Below are 17,766 nucleotides of genomic sequence, written 5' to 3'. Positions count from 1 at the left end.
CCGCCGTCGCTGACAGCTCCGCCCCTGACAGCCGAGGCCTGACACAGGAACTCGTGGGCTGAAACAGGAACTCGTGGGCCGACACAGGTTATTGCCTGTCTCCAGCCCCCACGTCGTGTGCCAGCCCCCCAAGGCACGCACCTGCGCCAGCCCGCCTAGGCGCGCACCTCCTTCAGCCGGCCTGGGCACCTACCGGCGCCAGCCCGCCCAGGCACGCACCTGCGCCAATCCGCCTGGGCGCGTACCGGCGCCAGCCGGCCTGGGCACGTACCTGCGCCAGTCCGCCTGGGCGCGGACCTGCGCCAGTCCGCCTGGGCGCGGACCTGCGCCAGTCCGCCTGGGCGCGTACCTGCGCCAGCCGGCCCGGGCGCGTACCTGCGCCAGCCCGCCCAGGCAGGCACCTGCGCCAGCTCGCCTAGGCGCGTACCAGCTCCAGCCTGTCTGGGCACGCACCAGCGCCAGCCCGCTGGTGCGATCGGGCCGGCTACAGCTGGGCGTCCTCTGGGGTTTCGGCTTCTTCGCCGAAGGGGTGGGCTTCGATGAAGTCTTTGGTTTCGGTGTAGAGGCGTTCTATGTACTTCTCGAGCTCGGTCGACTCGACCCGCCACTGGCCTCGACCGCCGATCTTGACTGCGGGGATGTCGCCGCGGCGGACCAGCGCGTAGACCTGGTTGGCGGAGATGTTGAGCACCTCGGCGACGTCGGCGAGCTGGAGGAAGCGGGGACCCGGCATCCGTCGGACTCCTTCACATAGTGGCTGGTTGTTTCAGTTTGCCACGGTTGGCGGATGGATGAGCGGGTTTGTCCCCAGCCTGTGACTGCCTGTGGATGACCGTTCACGCCGCGATCGCGAACCAGGCAGAATGTCGCCCGAGAACGATCGATTGACTGGGGAGACGACGTGGTCGAGACAGCCGTGCGAAGTGGATTCGGGGCGCCGTCCGCCCCGGCCCAGCGCAACCGCAAGGCCCGGTGGAAGGACGGTCGGCTCGTCCTCGGCGTGCTGCTCGTCGCCGTCACCGCGCTGGCCGGCGCGAAGCTGCTGTCGTCGGCCGACGACACCACGACGATCTGGGCCGCCAAACACGACCTCAAGGTCGGCGTCCCGCTGACCGACGACGACCTGACCGCGGTCCGGGTCCGCTTCACCAGCACCAACGACTCCGAGCGTTATCTCGCCGCCGACGCCGACGTGAAGGGCCTGGTCGTCGGCCGGGCGATCGACCAGGGCGAGTTCCTGCCGAAGGACGCGGCCGTCGCCAAGTCCGACCAGGACCGCACCGAGCTCCCGCTGTCCGTCGCGACCGGCCGTCTCCCGTCCGACACCGCGGTCGGCGACATCGTCGACGTCTGGGTGGTGCCGAAGGAGGAGGGCCAGCCCGCGAGACCGTTGTGGAGCAGTGTCCGCGTGCTGCAGATCGACTCGGTCAAGGGCGTCGCGGGCAGCACAGCCAGACGCCAGGTGTTGATCGGGCTGACCGCGGCCGACCTGCCCCGCATCCCGGCCGCGCTGACCGCACTCGGCGCCGGTGAGCCCACCCTGGTCCGGAAGGCCGGCTGATGTCGATCCCGGTCCTACTCGCCGTCACCGGCGCGCCCTGGGAGGCCGATGTCGTCCAGCGGACCGAGCGCGCACCAGGGATCAAGGTCGTACGGCGCTGTGTCGACATCGCCGACGTGATGGCTGCCGCCGCGAGCGGTCAGGCCCGTGCCGTGCTGCTGGCTGACGCCCTAGCCCGGCTGTCCTCCGACGCCGTCGCCGCACTGCACGCGCGCGGAATCGCCGTGCTCGCACTGGTCGACCCGACGGAGACCGGTGCGCCCTTCGGCCCGGAGGACAGGCTCAGCCGGATGGGCATCGAGCGGATCCTCCCCGCCGACGTCAGTCCGACCGACCTCGGCCGTGCGGTGACCGAGGCCGTCGAGTCCGGCCCGGAGATCTCGACCGCGCACTTCTCCGGCGGATTCGTGCCGCTCACCCCGGAGAGTGCCGTCAACTACGACCCACCGCCGTACTCCCAGGGCGCCGGCCGGATGATCGCCGTCTGGGGCCCGACCGGCGCGCCGGGCCGGACGACGGTCGCGGTCAACCTCGCGTCCGAGCTGGCCGTGAAGGGCGTGCCCACGCTGCTCGCCGACGCCGATGTGTACGGCGGGACCGTCGCGCAGATGCTAGGGATGCTCGACGAGACCTCCGGGCTGGCCGCCGCGGCGCGCTCGGCGTCGAATGGTTCGCTAGACATGATCACGCTCGCGAGGTACGCGCGACAGGTCGCGCCGCACCTGCTGGTGCTGACCGGGCTCAGCCGGGCCGACCGGTGGACGGAGCTGCGACCGGCAGCGATCGAGGCGATCTGGTCGACGGCGCGGGAGCTCGCGCCGGTCACGGTGGTCGACGTCGGGTTCTGCATCGAGACTGATGAGGAGATCTCGTTCGATTCGCTGGCCCCGCGGCGCAACGGCGCGACGGTCGCGACGCTGGAGCAGGCCGACGAGGTGATGATCGTCGGTACGGCGGATCCGGTCGGGCTGACGCGGTTGATCCGGGCGGTCCACGAGGTGCGCACCGTCGTACCGTCGACGAACGTCCGCGTCGTGGTGAACCGGCTCCGCTCCGGCGCGCTCGGCGGAGCACCCGGAGCCGCCGCCGCCGAGGCCCTCGGTCAGTACGCCGGCATCGAGCCGGCCGCCCTCCTGCCGTACGACTTGAACGCCGTCGACACCGCCATGTCCCACGGCCGCAGCCTCGCGGAAGCGGCCAAGTCGAGCAAGCTCCGCAAGGCGTTCCAGCAACTGGCGGCCACCGTCGTCAAGCACCTCGTGCCGGCCTGAGCCGGTGCCCCGGAAGTCAGGGTCGGATCGGTGGGGAACCAGGGGATAACCCCGCCGACAGCCCGCCGACGATGTGCCAGGGTTGGCAGTACTTCGACCCGCAGGGAGAGTCATGTCCGATGTCCAGGGCCGGCCGCCGAGCTCGATGAGCACGAACCGTCGCTACGGGATTGCAATCTCGGTCGCCCTCATCCTCGGTGGCGCGTACTGGGCGCTCACCGGGCTGACCGAGGGCACCAAGTCCAGCCAGGAGAGCTACCCGGTGCAGGGCGACTCGCTGCTGGTCAAGGGCGGCGCGGCAGAGGTCGAAGTACGGCCCGGCGACGGGACCGAGGTGAAGATCGATCGGCAGTTCGAGCGGAACGTGTTCGGCTCGGACCCGAAGGAGAAGTATCACGCGGACGAGGGAAAGCTCGAGCTGAACAGCGGCGGCTGCGGGTTCCTGTCGTTCGGCTGCAAGACCAGCTACGTGCTCACAGTCCCGCGGGATCTGAAGCTCACCGTCGAGAGCAGCAGCGGGAACGTGACGGTCACCGGATTCTCCGGCGGCGCCGAGGTGAAGACCAGTTCCGGCGACATCGACGTGCACGACGTCGGGGGACCGTTGCAGCTCGAGTCGAGCTCGGGAGATGTCGAGGCGGACGGACTGACCGCGACGTCCGTGACAACGCACAGCAGCTCCGGCAGCGCCTCGCTGGACTTCTCCGTCGCTCCGCAGTCGGTCGAGGCGAAGTCGAGCTCGGGTGACGTGTCGATCCGGATCCCGTCCGGCGACGAGGCGTACAAGGTCGACACGAAGACCTCTTCCGGCGACGAATCGGCCAACGTGAAGATCGACCCGAACGCCACCCGGACCATCCAGGCGAAGACCTCCTCCGGCGACGTCACCATCGAGTACAACCACTGACCACGGGGAGTGAGGGCCGGGGCCGGAAGCGTGATGACAGCCCCCGCCTGAGTAGGCTTGCGGGCATGGTTGAGGTCCAGGTGGTGCCGCGTGGTCTGTTGGTGGACTGGGGCGGCGTACTCACCTCCGGGCTGGAAGCGGCACTGCGGCGCTGGGCCGAGGTGGACGATTTCGACTTCGACTCCTACCTCGAAGCAGTGCTGAAATGGCTGCCGGCCCGGTCGCCCGAGGACGCCGCCGCGGAGGCGGAGCTCAACCCGGTGCACGCGCTCGAGCGCGGCCAGATCGCCGTCCCCGATTTCGAGCGGAAGCTGGCCTCGATGCTCGTCCGCCGCGACGGTACGCCGGTGCCGGCCGAGGGCCTGATCGAGCGGATGTTCGCGCATTTCGAGCACCAGCCCGCGATGTCCGGGCTGGTCCGCCGCGCCCACGAGCGCGGGATCAAGACCGCCCTGCTGTCGAACTCGTGGGGCAATACCTATCCCCGCGACACCTGGGACGGGATGTTCGACGACATCGTCATCTCCGGTGAGGTCGGGCTGCGCAAGCCCGAGCCGGAGATCTTCCTGCTCGCCGCCCGCCGGCTGAACCTGGAGCCGGCGGAGTGCGTCTTCATCGACGACCTGCAACTGAACGTCGACGGCGCCCGCGCGGTCGGCATGACCGCGATTCTTCACACCGAGTACGACGAGACCCGGCGAGCGCTGGAAACCCTGTTCGGAGCCGACCTGACGTGACCGTGACCACCCCTCCCTCCTCCCCGACTCGTCCCGCCGGCCGCCGCAGTATCGTCATCGGCGTTCTCGCCTGCGCCGCGTTGGTCGCCGTCGGCGCCTGGATCGCGCACCTGTACGGCGGCATGATCGACCTGCGTGTGTACCGGATGGGCGGTTCGGTCCTCCTGCACGGCGACTCGCTGTACGACGCGAAACTGCCAGGCGGCTCGAACCTCCCGTTCACGTACCCGCCGTTCGCCGCGATCGCGATGGTCCCGCTGGCCGCCGTACCGTGGGGTGTCGCGCTGGTGGCGTGGACCACGATCTCGGTGCTCTGCATCACCGCGCTGTGGCGAGCCAGCCTGACCAAGACGTTCTGGTCGTTCTTCACCCAGCGGAAGCGGACGGCGGTGCTGATTGCGCTGACCGCGCTGTCGCTGCTGCTCGAGCCGGTCTGGCAGACGATCCAGTTCGGCCAGATCAACCTGTTGCTCACCGCAATGATCTTGCTGGATCTGGTCCGGCCGAACAACGCGCGGCTGCGGGGTTTCTGGCTCGGAGTGACGATCGGCGTCAAGCTGACCCCGCTGCCGTTCCTCGCGCTGCTGATCGTGACGAAGCAGTGGCGGGCGCTGCGCAACGCCGTACTGGGCCTGCTGGCGACGATGGCGATCGGGTTCGCGATCGTGCCGCACCAGTCGTGGCGATACTGGACCGACGTGATCCTGGACGCGAACCGCGTCGGCGGGATCGCGTACACGGGCAACCAGTCGTTCAACGGCTTCCTGCACCGGATCGGCAACGACGCGGGCTGGGTGCAGCCGACGTGGTTCGTGATCTCGGTCGTCTTCGGGCTGCTCGTGCTGTGGCTGGCCCGGCGCTACTGGCTGGCCGACGAGCGCGTCACCGCGATCTCGGTGATGGCGTTGGCGGTCCTGTACGCGTCGCCGATCTCGTGGAGCCACCACTGGGTCTGGATCATCCCGCTCGGCGTCAGCCTGATCCGCGGCGTCAACCGCGTCTGGGGCCTGAACCCGGCCGTGGTCACGGGCGTCCTGTTCTACGGCCTGTTCGTACTGCGCTCGATCTGGTGGGTCCCGTACCGCGACGACCGCGAGCTCAGCTGGACCTTCTGGCAGTCGATCCCGGGCAACTCGCACCTGATTGTCGGGATGATCGCGTTCATCCTGCTCGCCGTCACCAGCCGCAGCCTGCCTAAGCCGTCAGCTCCCGCAACGTCCGAGTCAGCCTGACCGCCAGCTCGGGGTCGACCTCGGCTATCTCGGCCAGCAGTACGTCGACGCTCGCGCGGAAGGCTCGCTGCAACTCGGCCGTGTCGAGCGATCGCACCAGCGTCGGCTCGACCGCCGAAGTGGTGGCCGCAGGCAACAAATGCAGACCGCGACCCTGGGAGTGCGGTACGCCGTGGCGCAGGCACATCAGCATCAGCACGTGATCCCGTACTCCGCTGATCATGTACTCCGCCTGCCACGCCTTGCCGCGGGCGATGCTCGAGCGCGCATGCAATGCGTACAGCCAGCCCATACCGATCAGGTCGACCGGCTTCGGCGAACTGCCGGCGGGCTGCTCGACGGCCTCACCGAACAGCAGGTGGAAGGTCGGCCCCAGAGCCCCGAATGCTCCGCTCGGGGCGAAGGCGATGTCGACCTGGAGCGTGGAGTCGAGCAGGAAGACTCGGTAGATCGTTCGGCCTGACCACACATCCGTGTGGTGGATGGCGCCGTGCTCGGCGTACATCGTCGAGGTCCAGTCAGCGACAGTGTCGGACTGGTCCGCGTCGGCTGCGAGGCCGAAGGACAGATCGATGTCCGACCACTCGTCCTCCGCTCCGACTGCGGCGGATCCGGTCAGCGCGGCGCCAGTGATCCGCGCATCCGCTCGGGCCCGCGCGACCAGTGCGTCGCGCAGGGCCGAGCGGTCGGCGGGCGTGTACATCACGAAGAGAACAGTAGGAGCAGGCCGCCGCAGGTGTAGCCGACCATGACAACGAGCAGCGGGATCTGGCCGGCTAGCGCCTTGGCGCGCGGGAACAGCGCGACCGCGCGGTCGTGGGCCGAGACGACGCCGAGCAAGTGGCCGCAGACCACCGCGAGGACCTGGGTGACCGCGATCGCCGTGCTGTGGTTGGTGATGCCGGTGTTCACGGCAAGGAGGCCGGTCCCGAAGATGTTCGCGCCGTTGCTGAGCGGGTCGCTGAGGTAGATCAGCGTCCGTTGGCCTTCCAGGATGAACAGCGTCAGGTAGTGCGCGACGACGTACCCGAAGGCGATCGGTATGAGGGAGTGCGCGAACAGGCCGGGAAGCGACGTCCGCGAACTGTCGGACAACCGGCCGGCGAGGACAGTGGCGCCGGAGTAGGTGCCGAGGACGAACAGGATGAAGACGGTCAGCGCGGCTGTCCCGAGCCACGTCATCGAGATGTCCTGGTTCTGCGCCCAGCCGATCCAGGTCGACGAGTTCGAGAATCCGTCGTACGCCGTGGAGCCGAGCAGGGCTGCGACCATGCCGACGAGGCCCGGTTGCGGTTTCAGCCCGTCGAGGTTCTCGAGCGGACGCCGTACGACGAGAGCGCCGTCGGTGCGACGACCCCACGGGGACAACCGCGACATCAGCGTGGCGTAGACCTCGAACGGGTCGCCCTGCGCGAACCAGCGGTCGCCGAACAGGATCGCCCCGAACATCGTGATCACGACGTACAGCGCGATCCAGGCCTGCAGCACCGGGATCGTCGCGCGGTCCGGTGCAACCAGCTCGAGCCAGGTGAACGCGAAGATGCCGAGCGCGGCCGGCCACAGACCTACCCACGCTGGGAGCTCGAGCAGGCCTTTCGACGGCGGCTGGCGAAGGGCCTTCGAGAGGAGGAGGTGGAGCGTGCGCAGCGGGTTCAGCGTCCGCCAGACCGGGCCGAACACGATCGAGATCGGTACCAGCCCGACCCAGACCAGGATGTAGATGAAGCCGAAGATCGGGTTCGTCAGCCGGTCCACGCCGAACATCAGCGACACCATCGCGTACAGGAAGATCGCCAGCCCGACCACGCGGACGATCCAGCGGAACCAGCCCGCGTCCACCGTCCTGGTGATTGCGGCAGGCAACGGCTTCCCGGAGGCATTGCCGCGGTACTTCGGACTCCGCCACGCCAGCCCGAGGACGACGAACGAGAGCGTCACCGCGACCGCGGCGCCACCCACCGCCAACCCGAACGGAACCGGCAGATCCTGCCGCCCCCCGATCCCGTGAAGCGGAATCATGCGCGTCCTCGCTTCGCTCCGGGCGCGCATGATGCTCTCATGCTGTGCTCGATGGTGAGCTCGCTACGCTCGCTCACGAGACGACGAGTTTGGCGACCAGCTTGCCGCTCTTGTGGGTCTCGACCTCGAAGGTGCCCTTCATGTTCGCGGTGAACTTGACCGAGGCGGGCTTGCCCGGGCTCAGCTCGAGCTCCTTGTCGTAGCCGTGGATGTGCAGCTCGTCGTCGGCGTCGCTGATCACCTTGACCAGCACGGTCTGGCCGGCCTTCACCTTGATCGTCGCGCCGCTCGGGTTGACCTTGCCGTTGGCAACGGTGACGTCGATGGTCACGTCGGCCTGCTCGCCGGACGGGTCCGCGGTGTTCGACGGGGAGCTGGTGTTCGGGCTGCCCGGGGTCGCGGAGGTCGTCGGCAGGGTCGACGTCGGCGTACTGGCCGGGGCGCTCGGTGACGGGGTGCTCGCGCTGCTGCCGGAGTCGCCTCCACCACAGCCGGCCAGGACGAGCATGCCGAGGGTGGGCAGGAGAGCGGTGGCGGCACCGCGAGTGAGCGTCGAACGCATCGGTCCAGGAGCCTTTCGAGGGGTGGTGAACTTCTCAGGGTGCGGAACACACCCTCTTGCCTGACGAACACAGATACCGCAGTGTTCCCGTACGGCCAGTGTCGCAGCCCACTGTCGGTAGCGGCCGCTAGGGTGAAGCAACCCGTAGAGAGAGGAAGGTGAACCGGATGCCTGACCGGCTGACGTCGCTGGATCTCACCTTCCTGAAAGCAGAGTCACCGGCCACTCCGATGCACGTCGGGACGGTCGACATCTTCGAGCCGCCGGTGCACGGCGACGAGGGGTTCGACTACGAGAGCCTGGTCGCGCTGATCCGGGACCGGATCGCGTTCGTGCCGCGGTACCGGCAGCGAGTGCAGCAGGTGCCCGGCCGATTCGCGGGACCGGTCTGGGTGGACGACGAAGAGTTCGACATCACCTTCCACGTACGGCGCTCCGCCCTGCCCCGGCCCGGCACCCACGCGCAGCTGCTCGAGCTGGTCGCCCGGATCATGTCCCGCCGGCTCGACCGCGCCCGCCCGCTGTGGGAGATGTATCTGGTCGAGGGCCTCCAAGGCGACCGGTTCGCGATCATCGCGAAGTCCCACCAGGCGCTTGTCGACGGCAACAGCACGGTCGACATCGGCCAGGTCGTCCTGGACTCGACCGCCCACCCGCGTGAGACGCCGACCGACACCTGGCAGCCGGCGCACCCGCCGTCCGCACTTCAGCTGCTCGCCGGGGTGTTCTTCGATGCGACCAAGCATCCGACCGCGGTCCTGGAGCTTGCCCGCGCCGAGATGGCCAGTCTGACCGGTTCCACCTCGGTTCGCGAGGTGCTCGGTGACGTGGTCGGCTCGCTGGCCGCGCAGCGGCATGCGCAGGAGAGCTCACTGCACGTGAAGACGTCCGGCCAGCGCCGGTTCACCACAGTGCAGACCGACCTGGAGGACTACCGGACCGTCCGCGCCGCGCACGGCGGCACGGTCAACGACGTGATCCTCGCCGTGGTCGCCGGTGCGTTCCGGGCCTGGATGATGACCCGCGGTGAGGGCGTCGGCCCGACCCGGAGTGTGCGGGCGGTGATCCCGGTCAGCATCCGCGACGATGAGGACGAGGAGCCGACCTCGCTCGGCTCCCGCGTGATCGCCTCGACCGTGAACCTGCCGGTCGGCGAGAACTCCCCGGTCATGCGGCTGCACCAGATCTCGTACCAGACCAAGGTGCACAAGGACACCGGTCGTGCCGTCAGCGCCCGCTCGCTGGTCGGCATCGCCGGGTTCGCCCCGACCACGCTGCACGCCCTCGCCGCCCGGGTCGCGACCACCACAGTCCGCCCGATCGACGACGTCGTGATCACCAACGTCCCCGGTCCGCAGTTCCCGCTGTACGCGCAGGGTGCGCCGATGCTCGCGTCGTACCCGGTCGTCCCGTTGATGCCGGGGCAGGGGCTGTCCGTCGGCGTCACGTCGTACGACGGGAAGGTGTATTACGGTCTGAATGCGGACCGCACCGCGATGCCGGACCTCGCTGTTTTCGCCCAATGTGTGACCGACGCGCTCGACGAACTGCTGGACACCACGAAGGGCAGCCGGAACCGGGCCTCCCGGGGACGGAAGAAACCCCGCGGCCAAACCCCGAAAAACGCACAGCCCAAGAAGGCGGGTTCATGAGGGTCTACATCCCATCCACGCTCCGGTTGCTGAGCGTGGCCTGCAACGCGGGGGAGCTCGGGCCGGCCCCGCTGACGGCGTACGCCGTGACGCCGGCCTTGCGCGAGTGGTACGCCGAGGGCGACGACGAGGAGCTGGAGTACGCCGCGATGGCGCAGGCGGCGCGCGCCTCGGTGGGGCTGCTTGCCGCGGATCCAGGGATCTCGCGGAGACGAGTGGTGATCGCGGCCGAGGTGAGTGCCGTGCCGCCGGCGGACGGATCAGTGGAGCTGGGTGACGCCCGGCTGGAGCTGCATGTGGTCGTTCCGTGGCGTGCGGTCGCTGCCGTCCACATGGATGGGACCGACGCGATCCCGGTGGTCGGGAAGGCGGCCGACCTCTGGGAGGCCGCACAGAACGGTGACGACGACGCAGTGTTCGCCCTCGATTCGTGCGAGGGTGAAGACCTGCTGTGGTACGCGACGCAAGAGATTCCCGACCTGCTCGCGGCGGAGGGGCCGCGGGGCCGGAACGGGTCGAACGGATCGAGCTGACGGGAGCTGATGGCGATGCAGGCGATCTGGAAGGGGGCCATCTCGTTCGGGATGGTGACGATCCCGATCAAGGTGTTCTCCGCGACCGAGGAGAAGGACATCTCGTTCCGCCAGGTGCATGTCGCCGACGGGGGGCGGATCAAGTACAAGCGGGTCTGCTCGATCGACGGCGAAGAGGTGCCGTACTCCGATATCGGCAAGGGCTACGAGATGCCCGACGGCCGGATGATCGTGCTCGACTCCGACGACTTCGCCGACCTGCCGCTGTCCAGCAAGAAGGTCATCGACGTCCTCGAGTTCGTCCCCGCGGACCAGGTCGACCCGCTCTACCTGGGCAAGTCGTACTACCTCGCCGCTGACGGCGGCCCGGGCGCCAAGCCGTACGTGTTGCTCCGCGACGCGCTCGAAGGCTCCGAGCTGTACGCGCTGGTCAAGGTCGCGCTGCGGTCGCGGGAGAGCCTCGGGCTGCTGCGGACCGTCGACGACGTACTCGTGCTGCAGGTGATGCTGTGGCCGGACGAGATCCGCGACAAGTCGTTCGCGGCGCCGCCCGAGGACGTCGAGATCCGGACGCAGGAGAAGGCGATGGCGTCGTCGTACATCGACACGCTGCGGGGTGAGTTCGACCCGGAGCAGTACCACGACGACTACCGCGAGGCGCTGGAGAAGGTCGTCCAGGCGAAGGCCGAAGGCGTGCCGCTGCCGGAGTCCGAGGACGAAGAGACCGAGGGCGCCGAGGTTGTCGACCTGGTGGCTGCGTTGCGTGCGTCTGTCGAGGCGGCCAAGGCCCGGCGTGCGGGCGGTGGCGCCGGCGGGTCCGAGCCGGCCAAGAAGGCACCGGCGAAGAAGGCCGCCGCCAAGAAGGCTCCGGCCAAGAAGGCAGCAGCGGCCAAGAAGGCTCCGGCCAAGAAGACGGCCAAGAAGGCCACGAAGAAGTCGGCATGAGGAGGCTCGGATGAGCGACCTGCCACCGACGACGACCGAGATCCCCGCGGACGCGTCCGAGATCCCCGACGACCCGACCGCGGCGGAGGTCAAGCCGGGTGCGTACCTGCTGGAGCTCGTGCCGGTCCCGGTGACGGACGTCGACAGGGCGAAGCGGTTCTACTCCGAGCAGGCCGGCTTCCACGTCGATGTTGACGTGTCGCCGGCCGACGGCGTACGCATCGTCCAGCTGACGCCGCCCGGCTCGTTCTGCTCGATCACGCTCGTCACCGGGCTGCCGCAGCTCGACATGCCGGCCGGCACCCTGCGCGGCCTGCACCTCGTGGTGAAGGACATCGAGGCGTCCCGCGCTGAGCTCATCAGCCGGGGCGTCGAGGTCAGCGAGACCGAGGATCTGGGTGGGGTGTTCTACGCCTGGTTCGAGGACCCGGACGGCAACACCTGGGCCCTCCAACACATGCCCTGGCGGCGCTGACCCCCCACCCGCCGACAGCGGGGAACGAGCCCAGCTGGGTGAAACGTATGCTACAGATGGTGTGGCACGGAGTGGGTGCTTCCTGAGTGGACCACTCGGTCCGGTGGTCAGGTTTGTGGTCAGGTTCGTTTCCGGTGGTGAGTCATGGCACCATGCTTGTGTCACCGATGGGCAGGCCGCCCACCTACACCGGCCCCCAGCCAGCAGAGGAGCTTCGCAGAATGGATGCTGTCACCGCGGTCCCGACGCCCGCCAACGAGCCGGTCAAGGGGTACGCGCCCGGCTCGGCCGAGCGCGCGAGCGTTGAGGCGAAGCTCAAGGAGTTCAACGCGGCGGGCGCGATCGACCTGACCTGCACGATCGGCGGCGAGCAGAAGCTCGGCGGCGGCGCGCCGATCAACGTGGTGCAACCGCACAAGCACGCGCACGTGCTCGGCACGCTCGGCAACGCGACCGAGGCGGACGGCCGTGCGGCGGTCGTCGCGGCGCTCGCCGCGGCCCCGTCCTGGCGTTCGCTCGCGTTCGACGACCGCGCTGCGATCTTCCTGAAGGCCGCCGACCTGCTGGCCGGCCCGTGGCGCGACACCCTGAACGCGGCCACCATGCTCGGCCAGTCGAAGACGATCCAGCAGGCCGAGATCGACGCCGCGTGTGAGCTGATCGACTTCCTCCGGTTCAACGTGGCGTTCGCGCGGCAGATCGTCAGCGACCAGCCGATCTCGTCCCCGGGCGTGTGGAACCGGGTCGACTACCGGCCGCTCGAGGGCTTCGTCTACGCGATCACTCCGTTCAACTTCACCGCGATCGCCGGCAACCTGCCGACCGCGCCGGCGCTGATGGGCAACACCGTGGTCTGGAAGCCGTCGCCGACGCAGCAGTTCGCGGCGCACTGGACGATGCGGCTGCTCGAGGCCGCCGGTCTGCCGGCCGGCGTGATCAACCTCGTCACCGGCGACGGCATCGAGGTCAGCAAGGCCGCGCTCACCCACCCGGATCTGGCCGGCATCCACTTCACCGGCTCGACGAAGACCTTCCAGTCCCTGTGGGGCACGGTCGGCACGAACATCTCGGCGTACAAGACCTATCCGCGGCTGGTCGGCGAGACCGGCGGCAAGGACTTCATCCTGGCGCACCCGTCGGCGGACCCGGCGGTGCTGAAGACCGCCATGGTCCGCGGCGCGTTCGAGTACCAGGGCCAGAAGTGCTCGGCGGCGTCGCGCTCCTACGTCCCGCGCTCGGTGTGGAACCTGATCAAGGACGACATCGTGGCGGAGACCGACTCGCTGACCATGGGCGACGTCAGCGACCTGTCGAACTTCATCGGCGCGGTGATCGACGACCGCGCGTTCGCCAAGCACAAGGCCGCCATCGACCGGGCGAACGCGACCGACTCGATCCAGGTCGTTGCCGGTGGCACCTATGACGACAGCGAGGGGTACTTCGTCCGCCCGACGCTGCTCGTTTCCGACGATCCGACCGACGAGATCTTCACGACGGAGTACTTCGGCCCGATCCTCGGCGTCCACGTGTACGACGACGCGGACTACGACGCCGTGATGCGCGGCATGGAGCACTCCGCGCCGTACGGGCTGACCGGTGCGGTCATCGCCCAGGACCGGCACGCGATCGCGGAGGCCTCGGAGTACCTGCGGTTCGCGGCCGGCAACTTCTACGTCAACGACAAGCCGACCGGCGCCGTCGTCGGTCAGCAGCCGTTCGGCGGGGCGCGTGCGTCCGGGACGAACGACAAGGCCGGCTCGATGTGGAACCTGATCCGCTGGGCGTCCCCGCGCTCGATGAAGGAGACCTTCGTCCCGCCGACCGACTACCGGTACCCCCACCAGGGCTAGCGGAGTAGGCCTCGGCGGACGGTGATGTAGAAGGTCGTCAGGTCGTCGACCAGGGCCTCGATCTGGCCCTGGTCGGACAGGTTCGCCTCCAGCAGCCAGTCCGAGATCAGGTCGAACATGCCGCCGACCAGCCCGATCGCGACACTGTGCCGGACGGCCCGCTGCTCCTCCGGCTGCGGCCCGTCGTACCGGTCCCAGAGCTGCACCAGGAATCCGGCGGCCCAGCGGCGGTTGGTACGCCGCTGGCGCTCGACCGCCGCCGAGATGCCCGACGCCATTCCGAAGGTGACCTTGGTGATCCGCGGGTCGTCGACCAGCGCATGCACGAACGTCGCCAGCAGCCGCGGCGCTTCCTGCCGCTCGTTGCCGGTGGCCTGCGCGGCGGCGCCGGCCATCCGCTCCTCCAGCCGCTCGGACGTCCGCTGGAGGAGCGCGAGATAGCACTCCTCCCGGCTGGCGAAGAGCTCGTAGAAGCTCTTCGTCCCGATGAACGCGGTACTGCAGATCTGCTCGATCGACGTACCGAGATAGCCCTCGGCGGCGAACAGTTTGAGCGCTGCGTCCAGCAGTTGCTCGCGTCGTTCGGCCCGGCGTTGCTCGGCGTCGAGTCCCCGTATGGTCCTGCTCATGCGCTGGACACTACCCCGGGTACGCGAGTCGTAACCGAAGAGAACTTATTTCGAACCCGGGATCTTGTTTGTAACCGGCGTACGTGCTCAACTAACCGTGGTTCACTGGTCACCGACTGAAACCATCACGGGGAGCTTGTCATGCGCAATCGCTTCCGGCGGACGGCCGCCGGCCTGTTCGCCGCCGTCCTGCTGGCCGCCTCGGTCACCTCCGCGACCACAGCAAGTGCGGCAAGTACGGCACCGTCGTCCGGCTTCGACGACTGGTCCTGCAAGCCGTCGGCCGCCCACCCCGACCCGCTCGTCCTGCTCCACGGACTCGGCGGCAACGGTCCCGGCAACTACTCGTACCTCGGTCCGTTCCTGGCCGCGAAGGGGTACTGCGCGTTCACGCTCACGTACGGCCAGGCCGACCCGAACATCCCGGTCGGCGGCACGGTCTCGATCGCACAGTCGTCCGTCGAGATCGCCTCCTTCGTGCAGCGGGTCCGCACCGCGACCGGCGCCGCGAAGGTCGACATCGTCGGTCATTCCGAGGGCGGGTTCCAGAGCATCTACGGTCCCAAGGTCCGCGGGTACGCCGGTCAGGTCGGCAAGGTGGTCGCGCTGGCGCCGCCGACGCACGGTACGACGTTCGCCGGGCTCGTGAGCGTGGGGGATTACCTCGGGCTCGGGCCGCTCGTCGACCAGGTGCTGCAGCGGTTCGGGTGCGCGGCCTGCGACGAGCTCATCGTCGGCGGGTCGGCCGTGAAGACGCTGACCACCGGTCCGATCGCTCAGCCCGGGACGAAGTACACGGTGATTGCTTCGCGCTTCGACGCGCTCGTGACTCCGCACGAGACGTCGTTCATCCGCGAGCCCGGCGTGACCAACGAGTACGTGCAGGACAGCTGTCCGCTGGATCCGGTCGGGCATGTCGGCCTGGCCTTTGATCCGACGGTCGCTCAGCTGGTCGCCAACGCGCTCGACCCGGCCCACGCGAGCCGGGTGGTCTGCGCGTTCGGTCCCCCGCTGTAGACGTAGCTCAGGCGATGCGGCCGGCCTGCTGCAGTGGTGGGTCGACCAGGAGGGCGGATCCGCACTTCACGCAGATCCACTCGTCGGGCTCGTCGACCAGATGATCCGCCGCTTCGATGCACTCGAATGGCATCGTGGTCGCGCAGAACACGCAGAACTGCTCGACCTCGTTGGCAGGCGGGGTCTTCGGCTTGGAACTTCGCATGAAACGAGTCACCTCCGGTGCAGCCTTCATCTCAGGTTGCCACCGGAGGTGACCCGCTCACTGCAGCGACACGGTTCGGGCGTGTCTCCCGGCCTACTTCGCAGCCCACTCGCGGCCGAGGTCGTGCTCCTTGACCAGGCCGGCCCGGATCGCGTCGACGACGGTCGGCTCGAGCTTCTTCCCGATCAGCGGTACGGCGACCTTCACGTCCAGGTCGATCGCCTGGACGGTCTGCGACCCGTTCGGCGCGATGCTCGCGGTCCCTTTCAGCGTGACCGGCGTGTTGGCGATCTCACCCGACACGTCCGCCTTCCGCGAGCCGTCGGCCGCGGGCGCGTGCCAGGTCTCGGTCTGTACGACGGTCAGCGTGTCGCCGACGAACTTCTTCGCCATGTCGGGGATGTCGACGGCCGGCATCTTGCGGCTGACCCGGACGATCGTGTCGGCGCCGGACGTGCTCACCTGGACGTCGTACGACAGTGCCTTGGTCTTCTCGCAGGCCTGCTCGCGGAAGGTGGTGTCCGTGACGATTGCGAACACTTCCTCGGGGGTGGCGTCGTACGACGCCGACAGCTTCAGCTCCATGCCCTCATCATGGCATCACTCATCGGTCATCAGGGCGCGGCGTTGAGGAGGTCGAGGGCGGATTGCTGGCGGGCCGCGTCGAGCTTGTCGACGGGGCCGTACCAGCGCAGGCCGTACTGGTCCATCGGCGTCCGGTCGGCTGTGAAGGCGCGGTCGGCCTGGCGTTGCAGGTAGGACGTGTACGGGTGGTCCGGGAGGGCCGCGTTCAGCTTGCCGAGGCCGCGGACGTGTGCGCCCTTGAAGGACGGACCGTCGCCACCGCAGTCGCCGTTCTCACAGGGCTCGCGGAGGATGCCGTCGGCGGTGTGGAGCGAGGCGGCGGTTGTCGACGCGTCGGCGAGTTGGCGTGCGGAGGTCAGGTACGCCGAGTTGTTCGTTGCCTTCGACAACTCCGTGAGCGCGCCGATCAGCACGCCCTGGTTGTACGTCCACGCGGTGCCGCCGTTGTTCTTGCACGTGGACAGGTCGATGCCGTCGTTGACGAGGTTCGAGCCGTTGATCATCCCGGTCTGCTGGAACCAGGTCCAGCCGGCCTGCGCGCGTTGCAGGTACGTCGAGTCACCCGCGACGCGGGTGTGGAGTTGCGCGTTGAGCTGGATGTACAGCGAGTTCGAGATCGCGTTCTTGTACGTCTTCGCCTCACTCCACCAGACCCCGCCGCCGCAGGTGTTGTCCCAGTACGCCGCCATGTGGTCGGCGTCGGCGCGTGCGGTCTGGAGGTAGCGGGCATCGCCGGTCAGGTCGTACGCCGCGACCCAGGCGAGACCCCACCAGCCGGTGTCGTCGATGTAGTCGTTGCGGAACTGGCCTTCGGCAGCGTCGAGGTTCAGGTCGTACGTGCGGGCGATCGCGTACTCGTAACTGTGCACGCCGCTGACCCGGATGTTGTCGATCAGCGCATTGAGCGCGTTGGCCGAGTTCCACCAGCCGGTCGTGTCGAACAGGCCGGTCGCCAAGTTGTAGTCCTGCATGAGCGCGGTCGCGGCCGCCGTACGACGGTCCCATGCGTTCCACGTCACCCGCGCCCACGGCGTACAGGCGATATCGGCGCGGTCACCCGCCTTGCCGCAGGCGCGGAGGGCGCCGACGCCGAGGTTGTTCCAGTCGTCGACGTTGTACATCTGCGTGCGCCAGCCGCGTTCTCCGGCGGGAATCGCGGTGTTGCCGAGGCGGCTGCCGGCGGACCAGGTGCGGCCGCCGTCCATCGAGCGGTCCAGCCAGACCTCGTCACCGGGGTTGCCGTTGTCGATCGAGGCCCAGCCCATCGCGTCGTCATCGTCGAGGTGCAGGGTGATCGTGCGGCCGAAGAGGGTGGCGGAGACCGGGGTGCGATCTTTGGGTGCGAGGGCGGGATCGCGGGCATCGCAGTACTTGTTGCAGATCGTTGCCTGGACGGACATATTCACCTCCGGCGTAGCTGGCGCCGGTGGGGGCGCGCCGAGGGGTGCGATGAGCAGGGCAAGGCTGGAAACGATTCCAACAGACATCACAATTCTCCCTGGGGCGGTAGGAAGAGAGCGGTGTCACCGACGGTAGGTGGGGCGCGACAGCAGGTCAAGGCGTGGGTTCGGATCTCCAGCCCATCT

The 17,766-nt window shown here is 68.6% G+C and carries 19 protein-coding genes; 11 read left to right on the top strand and 8 right to left on the bottom strand.

All coding sequences use genetic code 11. The annotated features are described in order from the left end of the window. Nucleotides 1–484: 484 nt before the first annotated feature. The gene (locus EV653_RS19255) at nucleotides 485–733 is read right to left on the bottom strand and encodes a helix-turn-helix domain-containing protein (protein ID WP_134105129.1); all 249 of its coding nucleotides are present in this window, start codon (nucleotides 731–733) and stop codon (nucleotides 485–487) included. Nucleotides 734–901: 168 nt separating this feature from the next. On the opposite strand from EV653_RS19255, the gene EV653_RS19250 reads away from it, so the two are divergent. The 5 genes from EV653_RS19250 to EV653_RS19230 all read left to right on the top strand — a co-directional run bounded on the left by EV653_RS19250 (nucleotide 902) and on the right by EV653_RS19230 (nucleotide 5,708). Continuing rightward, on the top strand, nucleotides 902–1,561 hold the full coding sequence (locus EV653_RS19250) for an SAF domain-containing protein (protein ID WP_134105128.1): 660 nt from the start codon (nucleotides 902–904) through the stop codon (nucleotides 1,559–1,561). Next, on the top strand, nucleotides 1,561–2,832 hold the full coding sequence (locus EV653_RS19245; RefSeq protein ID WP_134105127.1) for an AAA family ATPase: 1,272 nt from the start codon (nucleotides 1,561–1,563) through the stop codon (nucleotides 2,830–2,832). The genes EV653_RS19250 and EV653_RS19245 overlap by 1 nt, the downstream gene beginning before the upstream one ends. Nucleotides 2,833–2,944: 112 nt before the next feature. Further along, nucleotides 2,945–3,739, top strand: a complete 795-nt coding sequence (locus EV653_RS19240) for a DUF4097 family beta strand repeat-containing protein (protein ID WP_134105126.1) — start codon at nucleotides 2,945–2,947, stop codon at nucleotides 3,737–3,739. 65 nt (nucleotides 3,740–3,804) lie between these two features. Beyond that, nucleotides 3,805–4,476, top strand: a complete 672-nt coding sequence (locus EV653_RS19235) for an HAD family hydrolase (RefSeq protein ID WP_134105125.1) — start codon at nucleotides 3,805–3,807, stop codon at nucleotides 4,474–4,476. Beyond that, nucleotides 4,473–5,708 (top strand): glycosyltransferase 87 family protein, encoded by a 1,236-nt coding sequence (locus EV653_RS19230; RefSeq protein ID WP_238159889.1) that lies wholly within the window; start codon nucleotides 4,473–4,475, stop codon nucleotides 5,706–5,708. Before EV653_RS19235 ends, EV653_RS19230 begins: the two co-directional genes overlap by 4 nt. Here EV653_RS19230 and EV653_RS19225 read toward each other — a convergent pair. The 3 genes from EV653_RS19225 to EV653_RS19215 form a co-directional block, all read right to left on the bottom strand. Continuing rightward, nucleotides 5,671–6,411 carry a nucleotidyltransferase domain-containing protein gene (locus EV653_RS19225; protein WP_134106593.1) on the bottom strand — a complete coding sequence of 247 codons (741 nt, stop codon included), beginning with the start codon at nucleotides 6,409–6,411 and terminating at the stop codon, nucleotides 5,671–5,673. The genes EV653_RS19230 and EV653_RS19225 overlap by 38 nt on opposite strands. After that, nucleotides 6,411–7,727: a hypothetical protein gene (locus tag EV653_RS19220; protein WP_134105124.1), complete on the bottom strand. Its 1,317-nt coding sequence runs from the start codon at nucleotides 7,725–7,727 to the stop codon at nucleotides 6,411–6,413. Before EV653_RS19220 ends, EV653_RS19225 begins: the two co-directional genes overlap by 1 nt. Before the next feature lie 73 nt (nucleotides 7,728–7,800). Continuing rightward, nucleotides 7,801–8,289 (bottom strand): cupredoxin domain-containing protein, encoded by a 489-nt coding sequence (locus EV653_RS19215; protein WP_134105123.1) that lies wholly within the window; start codon nucleotides 8,287–8,289, stop codon nucleotides 7,801–7,803. Nucleotides 8,290–8,456: 167 nt separating this feature from the next. Here EV653_RS19215 and EV653_RS19210 point away from each other — a divergent pair, with 167 nt between their 5' ends. The 5 genes from EV653_RS19210 (at nucleotide 8,457) to pruA (ending at nucleotide 13,744) form a co-directional block, all read left to right on the top strand. After that, nucleotides 8,457–9,941, top strand: a complete 1,485-nt coding sequence (locus EV653_RS19210; protein WP_134105122.1) for a WS/DGAT/MGAT family O-acyltransferase — start codon at nucleotides 8,457–8,459, stop codon at nucleotides 9,939–9,941. Next, complete coding sequence (locus EV653_RS19205) at nucleotides 9,938–10,474, top strand: DUF6912 family protein (protein WP_134105121.1); 537 nt, start codon at nucleotides 9,938–9,940, stop codon at nucleotides 10,472–10,474. The genes EV653_RS19210 and EV653_RS19205 overlap by 4 nt, the downstream gene beginning before the upstream one ends. 15 nt (nucleotides 10,475–10,489) lie before the next feature. Next, complete coding sequence (gene ku, locus EV653_RS19200) at nucleotides 10,490–11,419, top strand: non-homologous end joining protein Ku (RefSeq protein WP_134105120.1); 930 nt, start codon at nucleotides 10,490–10,492, stop codon at nucleotides 11,417–11,419. Between the two features lie 10 nt (nucleotides 11,420–11,429). Next, nucleotides 11,430–11,894 carry a VOC family protein gene (locus EV653_RS19195; RefSeq protein ID WP_134105119.1) on the top strand — a complete coding sequence of 155 codons (465 nt, stop codon included), beginning with the start codon at nucleotides 11,430–11,432 and terminating at the stop codon, nucleotides 11,892–11,894. A 221-nt stretch (nucleotides 11,895–12,115) separates the two neighbouring features. Next, nucleotides 12,116–13,744 carry an L-glutamate gamma-semialdehyde dehydrogenase gene (gene pruA, locus EV653_RS19190; RefSeq protein WP_134105118.1) on the top strand — a complete coding sequence of 543 codons (1,629 nt, stop codon included), beginning with the start codon at nucleotides 12,116–12,118 and terminating at the stop codon, nucleotides 13,742–13,744. Here pruA and EV653_RS19185 read toward each other — a convergent pair. Beyond that, complete coding sequence (locus EV653_RS19185) at nucleotides 13,741–14,373, bottom strand: TetR/AcrR family transcriptional regulator (RefSeq protein ID WP_134105117.1); 633 nt, start codon at nucleotides 14,371–14,373, stop codon at nucleotides 13,741–13,743. The genes pruA and EV653_RS19185 overlap by 4 nt on opposite strands. A gap of 141 nt (nucleotides 14,374–14,514) precedes the next feature. On the opposite strand from EV653_RS19185, the gene EV653_RS19180 reads away from it, so the two are divergent. Continuing rightward, nucleotides 14,515–15,390: an alpha/beta fold hydrolase gene (locus EV653_RS19180; protein WP_134105116.1), complete on the top strand. Its 876-nt coding sequence runs from the start codon at nucleotides 14,515–14,517 to the stop codon at nucleotides 15,388–15,390. 7 nt (nucleotides 15,391–15,397) lie between these two features. On the opposite strand, the gene EV653_RS19175 is transcribed toward EV653_RS19180, so the two are convergent. The 3 genes from EV653_RS19175 to EV653_RS19165 form a co-directional block, all read right to left on the bottom strand. Further along, a complete protein-coding gene (locus tag EV653_RS19175) occupies nucleotides 15,398–15,595 on the bottom strand; it encodes a hypothetical protein (protein WP_134105115.1) in 198 nt (65 codons plus the stop codon). Between the two features lie 93 nt (nucleotides 15,596–15,688). Continuing rightward, nucleotides 15,689–16,180 (bottom strand): DUF2505 domain-containing protein, encoded by a 492-nt coding sequence (locus EV653_RS19170; protein WP_134105114.1) that lies wholly within the window; start codon nucleotides 16,178–16,180, stop codon nucleotides 15,689–15,691. Between the two features lie 29 nt (nucleotides 16,181–16,209). Beyond that, the gene (locus EV653_RS19165) at nucleotides 16,210–17,667 is read right to left on the bottom strand and encodes a glycoside hydrolase family 76 protein (RefSeq protein WP_134105113.1); all 1,458 of its coding nucleotides are present in this window, start codon (nucleotides 17,665–17,667) and stop codon (nucleotides 16,210–16,212) included. Nucleotides 17,668–17,766 lie beyond the last annotated feature (99 nt).

The organism is Kribbella pratensis, from assembly GCF_004365355.1.
Classification (GTDB): Bacteria; Actinomycetota; Actinomycetes; order Propionibacteriales; family Kribbellaceae; genus Kribbella.
Note: the sequence above shows the minus strand (reverse complement) of the source record. Positions and strands in the feature narration are given on the sequence as shown.